General features: G+C 62.4%; 16 protein-coding genes. 7 read left to right on the forward strand and 9 right to left on the reverse strand.

Translation table 11 applies throughout. The annotated features are described in order from the left end of the window. The first annotated feature begins 77 nt into the window (after positions 1-77). The 7 genes from V5B59_RS17420 to V5B59_RS17450 all read left to right on the forward strand — a co-directional run bounded on the left by V5B59_RS17420 (position 78) and on the right by V5B59_RS17450 (position 7,780). The gene (locus V5B59_RS17420) at positions 78-1,253 is read left to right on the forward strand and encodes a hypothetical protein (protein ID WP_332352123.1); all 1,176 of its coding nucleotides are present in this window, start codon (positions 78-80) and stop codon (positions 1,251-1,253) included. Between the two features lie 3 nt (positions 1,254-1,256). Next, positions 1,257-2,303 (forward strand): hypothetical protein, encoded by a 1,047-nt coding sequence (locus tag V5B59_RS17425; protein WP_332352124.1) that lies wholly within the window; start codon positions 1,257-1,259, stop codon positions 2,301-2,303. Further along, a complete protein-coding gene (locus V5B59_RS17430) occupies positions 2,300-2,701 on the forward strand; it encodes a hypothetical protein (RefSeq protein ID WP_332352125.1) in 402 nt (133 codons plus the stop codon). Before V5B59_RS17425 ends, V5B59_RS17430 begins: the two co-directional genes overlap by 4 nt. 7 nt (positions 2,702-2,708) lie before the next feature. Then, the gene (locus V5B59_RS17435; protein WP_332352126.1) at positions 2,709-4,592 is read left to right on the forward strand and encodes a hypothetical protein; all 1,884 of its coding nucleotides are present in this window, start codon (positions 2,709-2,711) and stop codon (positions 4,590-4,592) included. Continuing rightward, positions 4,585-4,806: a hypothetical protein gene (locus V5B59_RS17440; RefSeq protein ID WP_332352127.1), complete on the forward strand. Its 222-nt coding sequence runs from the start codon at positions 4,585-4,587 to the stop codon at positions 4,804-4,806. Before V5B59_RS17435 ends, V5B59_RS17440 begins: the two co-directional genes overlap by 8 nt. A gap of 203 nt (positions 4,807-5,009) precedes the next feature. After that, positions 5,010-6,224, forward strand: a complete 1,215-nt coding sequence (locus tag V5B59_RS17445) for an ISAzo13 family transposase (protein ID WP_332351424.1) — start codon at positions 5,010-5,012, stop codon at positions 6,222-6,224. A gap of 308 nt (positions 6,225-6,532) precedes the next feature. Further along, positions 6,533-7,780, forward strand: coding sequence for an ISKra4 family transposase (locus tag V5B59_RS17450; RefSeq protein ID WP_332352128.1), 1,248 nt, complete (start codon positions 6,533-6,535; stop codon positions 7,778-7,780). Positions 7,781-7,907: 127 nt separating this feature from the next. Here the strand turns inward: V5B59_RS17450 and V5B59_RS17455 are convergent, their stop codons facing one another. From V5B59_RS17455 to V5B59_RS17495, 9 genes are all read right to left on the reverse strand, one after another. Continuing rightward, a complete protein-coding gene (locus tag V5B59_RS17455) occupies positions 7,908-8,861 on the reverse strand; it encodes an ISAzo13 family transposase (protein ID WP_332352159.1) in 954 nt (317 codons plus the stop codon). Continuing rightward, the gene (locus V5B59_RS17460; RefSeq protein WP_248594609.1) at positions 8,858-9,079 is read right to left on the reverse strand and encodes a hypothetical protein; all 222 of its coding nucleotides are present in this window, start codon (positions 9,077-9,079) and stop codon (positions 8,858-8,860) included. The genes V5B59_RS17455 and V5B59_RS17460 overlap by 4 nt, the downstream gene beginning before the upstream one ends. Positions 9,080-9,542: 463 nt before the next feature. Beyond that, on the reverse strand, positions 9,543-10,289 hold the full coding sequence (locus V5B59_RS17465; RefSeq protein WP_169068946.1) for a zf-TFIIB domain-containing protein: 747 nt from the start codon (positions 10,287-10,289) through the stop codon (positions 9,543-9,545). A gap of 157 nt (positions 10,290-10,446) precedes the next feature. Then, positions 10,447-11,730, reverse strand: coding sequence for a DUF3422 family protein (locus tag V5B59_RS17470; RefSeq protein ID WP_169068947.1), 1,284 nt, complete (start codon positions 11,728-11,730; stop codon positions 10,447-10,449). A gap of 85 nt (positions 11,731-11,815) precedes the next feature. Then, positions 11,816-13,216: a PIG-L deacetylase family protein gene (locus V5B59_RS17475; protein ID WP_169068948.1), complete on the reverse strand. Its 1,401-nt coding sequence runs from the start codon at positions 13,214-13,216 to the stop codon at positions 11,816-11,818. Positions 13,217-13,263: 47 nt separating this feature from the next. Further along, positions 13,264-14,160 carry a GNAT family N-acetyltransferase gene (locus V5B59_RS17480; RefSeq protein ID WP_169068998.1) on the reverse strand — a complete coding sequence of 299 codons (897 nt, stop codon included), beginning with the start codon at positions 14,158-14,160 and terminating at the stop codon, positions 13,264-13,266. Between the two features lie 173 nt (positions 14,161-14,333). After that, positions 14,334-15,320: a CapA family protein gene (locus V5B59_RS17485; protein WP_169068949.1), complete on the reverse strand. Its 987-nt coding sequence runs from the start codon at positions 15,318-15,320 to the stop codon at positions 14,334-14,336. Continuing rightward, complete coding sequence (locus V5B59_RS17490; protein WP_248594603.1) at positions 15,317-15,730, reverse strand: hypothetical protein; 414 nt, start codon at positions 15,728-15,730, stop codon at positions 15,317-15,319. Before V5B59_RS17490 ends, V5B59_RS17485 begins: the two co-directional genes overlap by 4 nt. Before the next feature lie 59 nt (positions 15,731-15,789). Further along, complete coding sequence (locus V5B59_RS17495) at positions 15,790-16,587, reverse strand: alpha/beta hydrolase (RefSeq protein WP_169068950.1); 798 nt, start codon at positions 16,585-16,587, stop codon at positions 15,790-15,792. Positions 16,588-16,657: the final 70 nt, after the last annotated feature.

Below are 16,657 nucleotides of genomic sequence, written 5' to 3' on the forward strand. Positions count from 1 at the left end.
CCCGCCTTCGCCCCCCGCGAGGGGGGAGGGGAGATTCGTGAGTCGCATACGCGACTTCCATATTGATGGAGGGGTAAATGCCCGATACCAGCGTTAAATATTTCCACTCCGGGCTGACCGGCGCGCCCGTTTTATCGGGCACCGCGGGGTCTCTGGTCGCGGTACTCGATGCCTGCCTGGTCAATGGTTTTGCCGTCTCCGCCGTGGCCAGCCTGGTGGTCGCCAGCAACATCGCCACAGCGACGATCAGCGGCGGCCACAGTGCCGAAGTGGGGAGCGTGGTGCTGGTGTCCGGCGCGACGCCCAGCGGCCTCAACAGCGAGAAGAAGGTGTTGAGCGTCGGCGCGGGCAATACCACGCTGACCTTCGACGCGCCCGGCATCAGCGATCAGACGGCCAGCGGGACGATTTCGCTGAAACTGGCGGGCGCCGGCTGGAGCAAGGAATTTACCGGCACCAATCTGGCGGCGTACAAGAGCAACAACGTCGCGGGCACGGGCTGCCGGCTGCGGGTCGACGATACCGCGGGCAAGACCGCACGCGTCGTCGGCTACGAGACGATGACCGCCATCAGTACCGGCAGCGGGCCGTTTCCGACGAGTACGCAGCGCAGCGGCGGGTCGTGGTGGACCAAGAGCACGGTGGCGGATGGCAGCTCGAGGACCTGGACGCTGGTCGCCGATGACCGGATGTTCTACCTGATCACTGGGTATCACCCGACCTATCCCGCGGGGGGAGCGTTCATGGGATTCGGGGATTTTCTTCCGGTCAAGTCGGGCGACGCCTGGGGCTGCGTGCTCTCGGGCTACGCCAGCGACAAGAGCGGGTCGGCGCCCGGCGATACCAACGATTTCGGCGTGCTGCGCAATGCCGCGGATGAGCTGTATTTCGCGCGGTCGTACGGCGGTGTCGGCAGCGCGGCGACGGCATACAAGGCCTTCAGCTTGCTGACGCCCTCGACCAGCACGGGCTTTGCCAGCGGTGCCGGGCCGATGCCCTATCCCAATGGGCCGGATCAGGGGCTGTACCTGTCCCAACTGAACCTGTTCGAATCGTTCGCGGGCGCTTTTCGGGGGGTGGCTCCTGGGGTCTACTGCTGTCCGCAGACGGTCCCGCTCGGGCTGTTCGCCGCGAACGCGGTAATCACCGATGTCGCCAATCTGATGGAGCGACAGGTGCGGGTCATGCCATTCGGCGCTGGAGTGACGACCGCGGCCTTCGCTTTTTTCGATACCACGGGGCCGTGGCGGTAATCGATGGGTGATCCGCTCTGGCCTCTCCTGAATGCCGGGCTGCACTTGTCCGGCAGCAACGGGTCGACATCCTTCCCGGATGTCAAAGGACACACCTTCACGCGATCCGGCGGGGTCGTCATCTCGACGGCGCAGAGCCGGTTTGCGGGCGAGGGGTCTGCCTACTTTCCGGGCGGGGCCAACGACCGGCTGAGCTGCGCGGCGTCTTCCGATTTTCTGTTCGATGGCTCGTCTCTCTCGATTTCGTTTTCTCTCTATTTGCTCGCCTATCCGGCCACGGGGACCGAGTGCAGGCTGATCAATATCGGGACGAACGGGAGCAGCGCCGCCTTCTGTGTCGATATTAACCAATATCACGATATCGGCGCCTACGTGCAGATCAGCGGGAAGAATTCCCTCTTCACCGGCGGCGAGCCGGTGGCGCTGAATACGTGGCAGGATTTCCAGGTATCGGTCTTCAACCGCCAGGCGCTGATTTTCAAAAACGGGCTGATCATCGCATCACGCCCGGACCTGGACATGCCCAGCGGCGGCACGACCAATATCGTCCGCATCGGCGGCGATCAATCCGGGTACCCGTCGGTTGATGCACCCCTGTACGGGTATCTGAGCCAGCTTCGGATCATGTGCAAATCCGGGCGGAACGATAGCGCCTATGTCCCGGACAGCGGGCCGTTCGAGGAAGGGTTTTCGTTGGATTATGTACGGGCTGCGCCAGTCGTGCCGCTAGTGCGGCCCGCGCTGCCGGCCTGGAAGGCCGTCCGGTCACCGCCCGGAAGCCTGCTGCTCGATGCCGAGCACGGCGGCCGGGGGCGGATCGTGGGCACGGTGAAAAACAAGGGCGTCCCGGACTACCCGGTTTCTCGCCGTGTGCGCTTGCTGCGCAAGCGGGACGGCGTTCTGGCGCGCGAGACCTGGAGCGATGCCGCCGGCAACTACGTGTTTGACCACATCCGGCACGACCTCACGTATGTGGTGATGTCGCACGATCATACCGGGCTCTACAATGCGGTCATCGATGATGCGATCACCCCGGATCTGATCCCATGAGCCTGTTTTTTTCCGATTTCGTGCGCAACGCGCGCGCCAATGCCATCGTCGCTCAACTCGATCGGGCGGCGACGCCGGGGACGCTGGAGCTGTACTACACGACCCAGCCGGCTGCGGGAGCGGCTCCTGGCGGCAGCCCGGCAACGATCATCACCCTGCAAAAACCCTGCGGGACGGTGTCCGCGGGGGTGATTTCCTTCACGACGACGCAGCCGGCGCAGTTGCTGACGGGCGGTACCGTCCTGTGGGCACGCGCGCGCGACGGGGATGGCTACTGGATGCTGGATGGCAATGTGGCGGTCACCGGCACGCCCGGCGCGGCCTTTACACTGCCGGATGTGGTGATGTATGCCGGCGCTTTTGTCTTTCTGTTCAACGCCACGCTGACCGAGCCGTGACCTCGTCGTGAGCGCGGATCTGCTTTTTGCCGACGCGCGGCCGGGGGTCAACCTGGTTTTTGGCGATGTCGGCAACCCGCCGGAGGTTCGCCAGCTCGGCAGTGCGCTGGTGCTGCCTCTGCCGCTTTTCGATGGTCCCCTGGTGGCCGGCGCCGTGCCGGTGGGGATGTCCGTGCTGCTGGCCCGGCCTGGCCAGGCGATCGCCATTGCGCCCGTGCCCCCACTGGGGAGCGTCGCCACGCTCGCGGGGCCTCTCCCGGCGCTGTCGATCCACTACGACAATGCCGTCAACCGCGCGCCGTTCCGCTGGGCGGGAAGCTCCTGGAAGCGCGCAGCGGATCGCGATCAGTATGGTGCGCTGGCGCATCGTGCGCCTCGAGTCGGCCAGGTCGATGCCCGGATCGAGGGGGATCAGGCGGCCCGCAGTCTCTGGCAGGTCCGCAGTCTCTGGCAGATCCCGCGGCGGGATTTTCGCCCCCAGGTACGCATCCCCTGGGCCGAGGGACAGCGGCGCCGAACCGTTCTGGCCGAGAAATTCCGGCCGTTATCCATGGCCGTGCGGCCGGCACAGGCGATCCCGTTCGAGGACGCCTTGCCCAGGCCGCAGCGGACCGCGGCCGCGTGGGTCGAGCTGTTTCGCTGGGCGCGTCCGCCGCTGGCCGTGCCCTGGGAGGAGGGGGCGCCGCTGCCGGCAGACATCGATCTGGCCTCGGGCGTCGGCACCCAGCATCTGCTGATCGTGCATCACCCCTGGCAGATCGGGCGGGCGCCGGAGGCGGGTCGATCGCCCATCCCGCCAGGGCCGGATCCCGATCCTCCCTGGTATGTCGGCGATCCGGATCTACTCTTTCCGTGGCTGGGGTCTCGCGCGCATATTTCGATCCCCATTTTGAGGACGTATCTGGTGACCAATGAAGTAACCTTGACGCGGGTATCCAATTCGCTGGCTCTGCCGGCGCTATCGCTGTCGGTGTCGATTGATGCCAACTCTTGGGTATGGGGCTGGAGTGCGAGTCTGCCGGCCAGCTATCTCGACGATGTCCTGCCGGATGGACCAGGGCAGCCGGTCGAGCTGGAGGCGGTCGTGAACGACGTTAATTTTCGGCTGCTGGCGGAGAAAATAACGCGCGATCGACGGTTCGGCCATGCCCGTATCTCGGTCTCCGGGCGGGGCCTCGCCGCGGCACTGGGCGCGCCGTATGCGCCCACGATCAGCCGGATGAATGCCGAGGACCGCACCGCGCAGCAGTTGATGAACGACGCGCTGCTGCTCAACGGCGTGAGTATCGGCTGGGATATCGACTGGCATCTGACGGACTGGCTAGTCCCGGCGGGGGTCTGGTCTCACCGTGGCAGCGCGATCGAAGCCTGTGCGCGCATTGCCGCGGCCGCCGGCGGCTATCTCCAGGCCAGCCGTACCGACCGCACCTTGTCTGTCCTGCCGCGCTACCCGGTGGCCCCGTGGGACTGGTCCGGCGTGGTTCCCGACTACTCTCTGCCGTCCGCAGCCACCACGCGCGAGGCCGTCCAGTGGCTGCAAAAGCCCGCATACAACTCGGTGTATATCAGTGGCGAGGGGGCTGGGATTCTCGCGCACGTCACCCGTGCCGGGACGGCTGGCGACCTGCTTGCGCCGATGCTGGTCGACGCCCTGACCACCCACTCGGATGCCGCTCGCCAGCGAGGTATTTCGGTGCTGTCCGACACCGGCCCGCAGCAACTGATCACCCTCGAAACGCCGGTATTTTCAGGGGTCGGAATCTACCCCGTGGGGGCGTTCGTGGCGTTCTCTGACGGAGCCAATTCCAGGCGTGGAATGGTCCGATCCGTATCCATCAGTGCGGTCTTGCCGACCGTCCGCCAGACCATCGAGATCGAGTGTCATGAGTAACCTGCTGAGCGAATTTTTAAGCTTGTTCCCAAGCGATCCGCTGCTGGTTGGAGAGGTGTCCAGCATCACCAATGAGGTCCGTACCGTGACCCTTCCAGATGGCTCCACGATCACCGCCAAAGGCGTAGCGGAGCTTGGTCAAACGGTGTTTATTCGGGGCGGTGTAATTGACGGAATTGCGCCCTCGCTGACGGTCGTTGAAATTTCCGTTTAACGCCCGAAATATGCGCTTGTCCTGTGCCAAGTAGCGCGCGAATTTGTGCCAAGTAGCGCGCGAATTTACAGGGAGGAAGGCCGACGTGAGAAGCGAACGCCTTCGGCCCATTGACACGAGGAACTCACGATGAACAACATGCAAACTAAGTATCTGTCCAGAAATAACTTGTACAACTTATACGAGTAGGCGACGATCTCGTCATGAGTAATGACGAGCTAGTTGAAACGATCCGTAAGAAGTTCGAGCGCGTGTCCACGGTTTTGGATGAGCGGGGGCGTCGTGTGTGGGCGTTGGCGGAAGCCGAGGCGCTCGGTTACGGCGGACAAAGCATCGTCGCTAAAGCCACGGGGCTATCGCGAATGACGCTGTATTCGGAAAAATGCGGTCATGCCCAGGACGACCCGGCGGGTTCTCGTAGACACGTCCGAAAAGCAGGGGGTGGACGCAAGAAGCTGATCGAGCACGAGCCGACATTGCTCTCGGCGCTGGAAAGATTGGTGGAACCGACCACCCGGGGAGACCCTGAGAATCCTTTACGGTGGACCTGTCTGAGTACCCGTCAACTGGCGGCGGCCCTTGAACAACAAGGCCACCGGATTGGTCGTCAGACCGTAGCGGTTTTGCTGGATAAGTTGGGCTATAGCCTTCAGGGAAATCAAAAGACCAAGGAAGGCACCGTCCATCCGGACCGGGATGCTCAATTCCGTTACATTCACGGTCGAGTCGAGGATTTCCAACGACGGGGACAGCCTGTGGTTTCAGTCGATACCAAGAAAAAGGAACTCGTCGGGGACTTCAAAAATGGAGGCCGAGAGTGGCGCCCCAAAGGAAACCCCGAACCGGTTCGCGTTCATGACTTTATCGACAAGACCCTAGGCAAAGTGAATCCCTATGGCGTCTATGATCCAACGGCAAACACCGGTTGGGTTAGCGTTGGGGTCGATCATGACACCGCCGAGTTTGCGGTGGAAACGTTACGACGGTGGTGGGAAAAGATGGGACGAATTCGTTATCCCGGGGCTACCGAACTGTTGGTGACTGCGGATGGTGGTGGCAGCAATGGGGCGAGAGTACGGTTATGGAAGGTCGCTTTACAGCGTCTGGCCGACCAAACCGGCCTATGCATCTCGATCTGCCATTTTCCACCGGGAACTAGCAAATGGAATAAGATCGAACATCGGATGTTCAGCTACATCAGTATGAATTGGCGAGGAAAGCCTCTGGTCAGCCATGAGGTCATCGTCAATTTGATTGCTGCCACCACCACACAAGCAGGCCTAAAAATTGAGGCGGAGATGGATACCAACACCTACGCGAAAGGCATACACGTGACTGATGATGAACTCGATAAAGTTCACATAGAACGCTCCGAGTTTCATGGTGAATGGAACTACACCATCCGGCCATCGGTTTGAACTTGTACAACTTATTTCTGGACAGATACTAATTGGGAAGAAAACAAGAGACAAATGCAGGAGCAGTTGGAAGACCTGTGGCGGGAAATGGAAGCCTTCGCCCGGACGGGGACGGCGGTGCATGAAGTCGAACGGCACCTGTTCCGGAAAGTCTTGGCTTTGGGGTTTGCCCTGTTGGGGTATTTTTTCAAGCGCTTGGGGCCGGGCGATCAGGGGGCGCAGGTGGAGTTGGAAGACGGGCGGGTGCTTCGGCGCCTGGAAGGGACGCGGCCGAGGCGCTACGTGTCGGTGTTTGGCGAGTGGGTGTTATGGCGCACGGTGTACGGTGTACGGGGAACGGGGAACGGGAAAAGCAAGCCCAGGAGTACATACCGCTGGATGCGCGCTTGCAATTGCCGGAGAGTGCGTATTCCTACCTGTGGCAGGAGTGGTCGCAGGCGCTGGCGGTACAATTTTCGTTCGAACAGGTCGTGGAGGTGTTGGGCCACCTGTTGGGTTGGACAACCGGAGTGTCGGCGTTGGAGCGGAGCAACCGGGCGATGGCGGAACTCGCCGCGGACTATTGGGAGCAGACGCCCGCCGAGCCGGCGCCGAAAGGCGAGTTCGTGGTGGTCAGTGCGGACGGCAAAGGGGTGCCGATGCGCAAACCGGCGGAGGCGCCCTCGATCCAGGCGCATGACGGCCATCGCGGTCCGCCGAAGGATCGCAAGAAGATGGCGATCGTCGGTGCGGTCTATGACGCTCAGCCCCAGGTGCGCACGGCGGAACAAGTGCTGCACAGCCTGTTTCGTAGCCCGCTGGAACCGAAAACACCGGCGGAGGCCGCCGAGGCACGGAAAAAGCCGATTGCCAAGGCCGTGCGCGCCAGCCTGACCCAGGCGGCGGCCAACGATGAGAAAATCAACGCCCGTGACGTCATCTTTCCCTGGCTGGGAGAGCAAGTCTGCCAACGCGACCCGGCGGGGATCAAGCCGGTGGTAGTGGTCATGGATGGGCAGGTCTGCCTATGGGGGGATGCTCGAGCGGCACTGGGGGAGCGGCCGCGGGTGGAGATCCTGGATTTTCTGCATGTCACCGAAAAGCTATGGGAACTGGCTCATCTCCTCGACGAACCCGCCCAACACCGGATCAGAATGAATGGGTATATCTTTCTGCTCTTGAATGGGCAGGCACAGGAACTGACGGTCTGGTTCCGGCAGGAGGTCAAAACCCGGCCGCTGTCTCCCGCCACTCGCCAGAAAGTGGAAGCCGTGTGTAACTATTTCGAGAAGAATTGGGAAAGGATGCGCTATGACCAATACTTGGCAACGGGCTATCCCATCGCCTCCGGCGTGATCGAAGGGGCCTGTCGGCATGTGGTCAAGGATCGGCTGGAACGCACCGGGATGCACTGGACGGTGGCCGGCGCCCAAGCCATGCTGCAATTGCGCTGCATCGCCATCAACCAGAAATGGGAAGACTTCACCGCCTTCCGTGTCCAGCGCGAATCCGAGCGGCTGTATCCACATACCACTCTGTATGAGATCGAGGATTGGCCGATACCTCAAGCCGCTTGAACCTTCGGCGCGGGAGACGGGTTACACCCCTGCCGTACCTGTCGAGCGAACTCGGCTTCTTCGTCGAGGTCGCGGTGACGGTGCAACGCGTGACACTGAGGAACGCCCACGAAATAACTTCCCGGTTTTATGCTGTTGAATTTGGCAGGATGGTGTAATTCCATGGGGGCAGTAGTGCATCGGCGACGATGCGCAGGGATGCCTTGAGATCAAGCGCCGCTTTCCGTCCGGTTTCGTAGACGCGATCGATAATATCGACGGTGACCTGAAGTCCAGTTCGAGTCTGGGTACGCTCGATCAGTTGTTTGACCAGAGGCACGCTTTCAAATACGACGCCTTCGCAAGCGCGCGTGACATGGGGGAAGACGCGGTGCTCAATCGGATTGTGCTTGGAGCAATACGGCGGGAAGTGGGCGATCCGAATTTCCAGCTTGAGCCGATTGGCAAGCGCTTGCAAGTCCTGCTGAAACAACGGCGAGCGTGAGGGGTTGCTGCCACCGCCATCGCACAGAATCAATATCTTATCGGCATTGGGATGATCGTGACGTCCGTGCAAAGACCACCAACGTTCCACGCTGTCACACGCGAACTGCGTGGTGTCATGACTCGTGCCCAGATTGACATGGGCTTTGTTCAAACCGATGTCGTACAAGCCATGCGGTACGACTTTGCCTTCGCTATAGCTGGGAAAGTCATGATCCAGCACGGCCAGGGTCTCTCGGGTGTAAAGCGTGCCGTTCCGGTAAAAATTGCCGAGCATCTCTTTCTTCTTGGTGTCCATGGAGAGTACGGGCTGACCAGCCGCCAGGTACGCGGCCTTGAGCGCTGTGATGTTTTCAAACTGCGGGTTGCGCTCAGGGTGCTGCTTGAACGACGTCTTCTTCTGCGCCTGACGGCGAACAAAGCCATGCTGCTTCAGCAACTGGCGAACAATCCGGCAACTGACCGGGGTTCCCGTCGCGCTAATGCGCCGGGCAATCTCCGGCTGGCGCAGATGGGTCCAACGAATGGCGTGCTGCGGACAGCCCGCCGTATGCTCTCGAACGACGTCCAGAAACGTCGTCGATAATTCGGGCGTCAGGTCGAGCTTACGCTTCCGCCCACCGCCTTTTTTCGGAGCTTATCCCCCGTCGCCTCTTCCGCTATGTCCAGGTCGGCCAGTCCTTGTCGGATCGTCTTGCTATCGATCTCAAACAACTGCGCGATGTACTGCTGGCCCCCATGCCCTAACTTGTCAGACTCCACCGCCGCGTACCGGCGACGATCCTTTTCCGATAGTCGCCGATAGAATTCCTTCATTCGCCGCTCTACGTCTTCCCGGTAATAGCCCACGCTGCATTCCCTTTGCTGTTTTCAGAACAACCAAGCAAGCAAGTGGCATGCCCGAGCGCACAGTCAAAACGGGAAGTTATTTCGTAGGCGTTCCCTGGGGCTCACGCCGCTATGACAACCGAGTGGCAAGGCCCTGAGGTCTCCCCCACCCGAGCGGATGGCGTTCATTCAAGAACGGTTCTATTATTTTCCACTGTTCGTTCGTCAGATCGGAATCGTAGGTTGCTCTGCTCATATAATAGATAGACAATGGCGTGTTTAAACGGATGGAATATTCTCCCGGGTCAGACAGGCCTCTCTTCCCGCCTTCCGGATGAGCAATCATTATAAATCAATAGGTTAGGTTTTTTAACACGCTCTGACGTTAGACACGGTTGCTCCCCCGCGCGGGGGGAGGGGAGATTCGTGAGTCGCATACGCGACTTTCACATTAATTCTTCAGCAATAGCCACACGCCCTCGATACCGTTGAGCACGAGATCCACGACGTCGGGTGCTAATCGGTCCTTGTGCTCCTGCCGCTTCGCCCGCAATCTGGCACGCTCGTTGGCGATCAGCGCTTCGGCAAGGGCCTGCGGGTCAAGGTTTGCCTGCCGGTTCGCTTTCTTGCCGAAGTCATCAAGTGCTTTCTGCACGGCGTCGGGGTCGAGAATGACGATCGGTGAACGGCAGTGATTGCAGACCTGGTCGCGACAAATATCGACCGGCGCGCCGCAACCGGAGCAGCGAATGGTCTGCACCTGGCGCGCGAGTTGATCGACTTCGGCGCCGTTGAGCAGACGAACGAAGCCCTTTTCGATCATGAATGCGGCAAATCCGGTGTAACGGCCGTGCCGTTGCGGGCAACGGTGGTAGGCAAAACGGCCGGCGCGCGTGCTGTCGAGGCAGGCCAGCAGCGACTGCTGGCAGCGCGGGCAGCGCAGCGGCTGGCGCCAAGGCTGGCGCGAGTCGGCAAAATGCTGGTGCAGCAGCCGGAACAGTTCGAGGACCCCCGCTGGCGCCAATTGCGCACTCTCATATTCGTCGAACCAGATGCCCTGGCAGGCGAAACAGAGATCCAAAGTGAGTTCGCCGCTGAGCTGGCGCTGGAATCGATGAACTGCCATCGGTACCTGGCAGCTCGGACATCGCGCAGCGTTGGTCGGAGGCGGGGAAAATGGCTTGGGGAGACTGGACATGGTGGCGAAGGGGCGAAGGCGGCAGGGGGTCAGTCGGCGGAGGCTCTGCGTTCAGCCCCGCAAGTGGTGTGAAACGATCAAAGGCGAACCAATGGGCCAGGTTCGGCGGTTCTACTGCATTCACAAAACGATGTGAGCCCGGCTGCTAGCTGTTGCTTTACATCGCTGCACGCTGCACGACGCGACGGATGTGTCGGACCCCCATCGCGGCGCTGATGACCACGATCGGAATCGCCACCCCGGTGACGACATCCGGATTGACATCGACGCCCGCCGCCTTGATTGCCTTGGTGATGTAAGCGATCAGGCCGACCACGTAATAGCTGACCGCGGCTACCGACAATCCCTCGACGGTCTCCTGCAGGCGCAGTTGCAGTCTGGCCCGCCGTGCCGTCGCGCTCAGGAGCGCCTGGTTCTGCCTTTGCATCGCGATGTCGACCCGCGTGCGCAACAATTCGCTGGCACGACCGACTCGTTCCGACAGGCTGTCCTGGAGCCTGGCCACGGTTTCGCAGGTGTTCATCGCCGGCATCAGGCGCCGCTCGACGAACTCGCGCAGGGGCGACAGACCTTCGACACGCACTTCCCGCAGTTCGACGATACGACGATCGACCAACTCGTGGTAGGCGCGCGCGGCGCAAATCCGACCCAGAGTCGATGAAATCGTGCTCTCGACGACGGCGGCGAGTTTGGTGAGCCGGTCGAGCAGCGCCGGTTCATCTTCGCTCCTGGCCTCGACCATTTCGTTGATCAGCGCCGCCAGTCGCTGATCGACATCGACCAGCACCGGCATGGTCGCCCGGGCCACCGGGAGGGTGAGCAGCGCCCTCATCAGATAGGTTTCGATCTCCAGCAAGCGCTGCACCATCCGTCCCGCCTGGCGCGGGGTGAGGCTGAAATCTTCGATCAGGAAGCGGCTGTAGCCATCCGCATGGATGCGAAAGTCGGCCCACACGCTGGCGACGCCGTCGCCGACACGTGAACCGACGAGCGGGTTGCCTTCGAAATACGTCGCCAGTTCCTCGTTGCCGGTCGCTTTCCTGGGGGCTTTTCGCAGCGCGACGTGCGCGGCCACGAGCACCTGCCCCGGCAGGCTCTCCAGCCAGTCTGGCGGGACGCTGGCGATCACTGGCCTGGCGAAGGGATCGTCGAACTCGCCCTGACGGAAGAAGGTGTAGCTGTTGCACTCGGTACGCCGCTCCCATTTGATCCGGAAGGTGCCGAGATCGGCCTGGAAGTGATTGACATCCGGCGCCGGGGGAGGCACGCCGTAGCGCGTGCACAGCTCGACGAGGCGCTCGTACTCGGCCTCCCGGTTGGCAGGGTCGGTGGCGAGGGCCAGATAGGATGCCTGCTCCGGAATGTTGAGCGTTTCCGGTAAGCGGGCATGCAGCTCGTAGTTGAGAGCAAAGCGTTGCGGATGATTCACTGCGGTTGCCATGCCATTCCTTCATCAATCTTGCAGGGGATTTCTGGCGAATAGTAACCGATGAGCTTTCTTGAACGCTACCCGGCGCCCTCGACACTCAGGCGTCGAAACGACGTACCCAGAACAGTTCATGGCGGCGGACGGCCTTGCGGAAAAATTCGTTTTCGCCGGTGGGCGGCCAGGAACGACCAGTGAGCACTTGCTGGATGCGCCGGCGCAGACGTTTCTTGATCGGCAGGCGGCCCTGCAGATCGTGCTGCATGGCCAATGCCATGGCTTTGTCGAGCTGCACCGCTTCGCTCAGCGTCGGGCTCCAGAGAGCATCGGCGGGCAGCGATGTGAACGCCGGCGGCAAGGCGATGCCGCAGCCGGCCGGTCCCATCGGCCAGCGGTCGTTGTCGTGCAGGTGATTGGCGTAGAGCAGGGCGATTTCGGGCTGCCAATTCGCCAGTTTTGCCGCCAGATCGATCGCCAGAGTGGTGGCGTAGTGATCGGGATGCGGGTCGAGCTGCGGGTGCGGCGTGACGACAATTTCCGGGCGAAAGTGTTCGAGCAGAGCAACCAGATCACCGAGCAGGTTCTTCCCCGAAGGCTGGCCATCGGCATCGGCTGGCAGTGGCAGCGGATTGTGGCAGCGCGCGCTGCGGATGTCGGACTCGCCCGATGCGCGGGAAGCAAAGGTTTCCGCGGCATCTTCGAGCATCGCCGATAGTTGCAGGCAGTAGTAACCGAGCTGCACGCAGCGCTTCTGCGGAACGTTGCCCCAGAGCGGTACGGCGATGCTGTCCCAACTGCGCAAGCGGCCTTTCAGCCTGGCCGCCTGCGCGGCATCGAGGTCGTAACGCTGGTACGCCTCTGCCTCGATCTCGCCCTGCGTAAGCGTCACGATGAGTACTGCGGACGCTCGGCTATAGAGGCCGAATGCCGCCAATTCGGCGTCATCGGCGTGCGGCGCGAGCACCATGATGCGGCGCTGCGCATAATCCGGGTTATGCAATGTGTAGAGCGTGGCGGTCGCCGGCAGGCGGCAGTGTCTCCCCTGGATCAGCAACTCGCTCCTGGCAAGCACATCGGCCTGTCCCGAGACATTCAGATAGCGCCGACCCGAGACACCGCGCTCGAAATCCTGCCGGTCATCGCCGAGCAGAACCTGCGGGTCGAGCCAGTAGCCGAGCCCGCTGCTGCGCAACTCGATTTCGAGGATCAAGGTCTCGCCAGCCGCCAGTGGCTCGCTCAACTGCACGCGGCCATCGCGCAGCGATACCTGCTGCCGGGGAGTATCGGGCGGGAAGCGGTACTGGTAGTCATCGTGTGGCGAATAGAAGAGATGATCGGCCAGCCAGGCCTCATGCGTGATCCAGCCGAGCAGCAGCAGGCCGGGCAGCAGCCACCAGGCGAGGAAAAAGCCAAGCACGACGAGCAGGAGCGCGGCCGAGAGTAGCAGATAGCGTTTCTGTCGGCGGTAGCGCGAGAGTAATTGCGGTTTACGTGAAAGCATGGCTGGCCTCGTGGAGGAATTCGCTGGCATCGCGGAGAAAACGTTTTCTAGATTTGATAGGCTGGCACGCGATGGCACCAGCGATCCTTGTATTCACGATCGGCGCGACCGAAGGAATAACGCAAGGGTTTGCCGAGCGCGCGCGCATCCTGCCAGGCGGCTTGCGTGTTGACGAAGCTGAGGACGCTGCCGGGGCTGAACTCTCTGCATTGCGGGTCTACACCGCCATTGATGTATTCGAGAGAAATCCACTGCGGGGCTTCGACGCGGTAGAGAATCTGGATGGCGATCGGCTGCGCGTTGCGCAACAGCACCGCGCCGGTCATGAATTCACGCAACAGCGTAAAGACTTCGCTCAAATGCGCAGCGCCACGCGCGGCAAAGCCCCAGCGGCGCTCGAACAAATCTGCGTAGATGGCGGCCTGCTCGGACGGCGAAAAATCGAGCATCGAACGAATGCTGCCCCCCGCTTCCTCGAGCAGACGCAATTCGCGGCGCTGGTTGTAGCGGAACTTCTTGCCGTAGTCTTCGGGTGGGCGCGCCAACGCCAGGCCCTGCGGCTGCGGCCGCAGCGTGCTGATGCGTGCGGCGTTCAGTTCGGAGACGTATGGCACTCGCAAACGCACCGGTACAGAGGCCTCGGCAGCGATCGGCAGGATGATCTCGGCATTGCCGAGATCGAACAGGCCGCGCTGCCCGCGCTTTTTGAGCACCACCTTGGACAGCGCCAGATAAGGCCCCCAGCAGGGAATCGCTGCCAGCAGTCGATCGCCGGCAAACCAGCCGAGGTAACGCACCGGTATCGCCGCCAGCCCCGCCAGCCGCTCGACGACGAGCGGATGCGTGGCGACGCTGCCACCGTACTGTTGCCAGGCCTGCGCGTAGCTCGCCGCATCGATCGGCGTCCAGCCACGCTCGCGCCAGGCGCGCAACAGCGTCAGCACGGGTCTCTGCCGGCAGCACGCGGCGCGCGCACTGCGACCAGGCGGGTGGCGTGCCAGGACTCTGCGCTGCACGCCGGTGGCTCCTGCCCCATGCTCCGATTGATCCCCAACGACTCGTCAAAACAAGAATGTACCGCTTTTTCCATGAAATCAGCTTAAAGGCATGCGCGACCTCAGGGCTTGGCGCATTCGCGGACGAGGCGATCCCCGGCGCGGCCGCAGGGCGTGGGGGTACCGGCTTGCGGGTGCGGGGTGCCGTCTTCGTCGATCTGCGCGGCCACGGTATCCCAACTGAGCAGGCCATGCTTGTCGAGGGTCAGGCGCAGCAGCCAGCCGGTCCGGGCTGCGGGGAGGTCAAAACCGTCAAAGACGAAGTTGCCGAGGCTATAGACAATCAGCTTGCCCTGGTAATACTCGATGTCTTGCGTCACATGCGGATGCCCGCCGACCACCAGGCTGGCACCGGCGTCGATCATCAAACGGGCCAGTTGCCGCTGCCGTTGGCTCGCCTGCCGTTCACGTTCCCAGCCCCAGTGCATGAAAGGAATCACCAGGTCGGCACCGGCCGCGCGCGCAGCGCGGATGTCGGCGACGACCTGGCTATCCTCGCTCCAGGCGATTCCCGGCCATTCGGCACCGGCTTCGAAGGCGCGCGGCTTGAACTCGTTGTAGGCCAGCACGGCGATGCGCAGGCCGCGCCGTTCGATCCACAGCGGACGGTGCGCCTCGGTCAATTGGCGACCACCTCCGAAGGTGGCGATGCCGTGGCCGGCGAGATGAGCGAGGGTTTCGAGAAAAGCCGCCTGACCGTAATCGCCGGAATGATTGTTGGCCACACCGAGCGCATCGAATCGCCCGCGCAGAACGGGCAGCACGCGCGGGTCGGCGCGGAAGCTGAAAATCTTGTTGTCGAGCGGTTTCCCGGTCGTGGCAATCGGGCATTCGAGGTTGCCGATGCGGTAGTCGGCGTCCTGCAGCAGCGCCGCGAAAGGTGCGAGCGGATCCCCACCGCGGTGGATCAGGCGGCCCGGACCATCGTCGAGCATGATGTCGCCGACGAAAATCAGACGGACGGGTTCGGCGCGCGCGCTTCCGGCGAGGATTGCCCCAGGTACGCCGAGCAGGATGACCAGCAGGCGCAAGCGGCCTCGCCAACTCATCGTGCCGGCCCGCTGCTGGGAGACCATTCGCACCAGTATTGCAGCTCGCCATCGCGGATCGGCTCATAGACCTGGTTGAGGCCAGTAAAGCCGAAGCCTGCGCCCTTGCCTGCGAGCGGCGGGTAAGGGTGTGTTGCCTGCTGGATCGGCAGCGGTCCGCTGTCCCGATCGGCAAAGACATAGAGCTTGATCGCCGCCAGGTCTGCCGGTTCTTTCTGAAAAACGATGCGAAAGAGGAAATACGAGCCGATCGGCTGCACCGGGACGGTGTAGGGCGAACTGACCGGCCGCGCTTCCAGATCCTGCGTTTCACCGCCGTAAGTGACGTGGCAGAGCAGCGTCTCGGCATGCACGGGCGCGGCAAACAGCAGGATGGCGGCGAGGAGGCGTTGGCAACGGTTGGGTATCATCGGCGAGTGGCGGCTGGAAAACTGACTGGCGTCGGTGTAGGGACGAGCGATGTGCCAGCCTATGGCTGCCGCTCGATCCAGGCTGCGATTCGCTCGGCCGCGGCTTCCCAGTGGGCGTCGAGCATCAGCGTGTGTCCGGCACGCGGAATCACCGCCACTTCGGCCTGCCAGTGCGCGGCAATGAAGCCCAGCCCTGCCGGCGGAAACAGGGCGTCCGCTTCGCCGCCGACGACCAGCACCGGCAGCTTCGGCCGGCGCCGGCCGATGTGCATCGCCAACAGCGTCAGGTCGAGGATGGCACGACGGGATTCGGACTGGAACAATGGCGCAAAGCGGAGCAGATTCTCGGTGCAGGTCTCCGGCGAATAGTAGACGTCGCGAATCGTCTGCAGCGTCTCCGGCGTGTACTCGCCGCGAGTCGCGCGCGCTTGCTGGTCGAAGAATGCAGGCTCGGTCAAGGCAATCTTCATCGTCGCGCCGAGAATGCCCGTCGGCGGGACCGGTGCCATCAGGACTGCAGCCTGCGCCTGCTGACGTTCGAGAAAGCGTTCGACGACGACGCTGCCCATCGAGTGCCCGATCAGGATCGCCGGCACATCGAGTTTCCGGGTCACCTGGGCGAGGTCTTCGGCATAATCGTCGATGCCGAAAGAGTGCAGATGCTCGCGGCCCTCGCTGGCGCCGTGACCGGAGAGGTCGAGCGCGTAGCAGTCGAAACCGCGACGGCTGAACCAGGGCAGAAAGTACGCGTCCCAGCAGCCGGCCGTGGCATAGCCGCCATGGACAAAAACGAGTGCTGGAAAACGCTTCGCGCCGACCGCCGGCCGGTGCAGAGTATGGATGCGGCGAATTTTCATGATCGATGGGAAAGTGGCACGGCGAGGCCTGCTGGCCGAATGCCGAAGGTTGGCAGTTGGATCGAGCGCT

It is taken from the genome of Candidatus Accumulibacter contiguus (assembly GCF_036625285.1).
Lineage (GTDB): Bacteria > Pseudomonadota > Gammaproteobacteria > Burkholderiales > Rhodocyclaceae > Accumulibacter > Accumulibacter contiguus.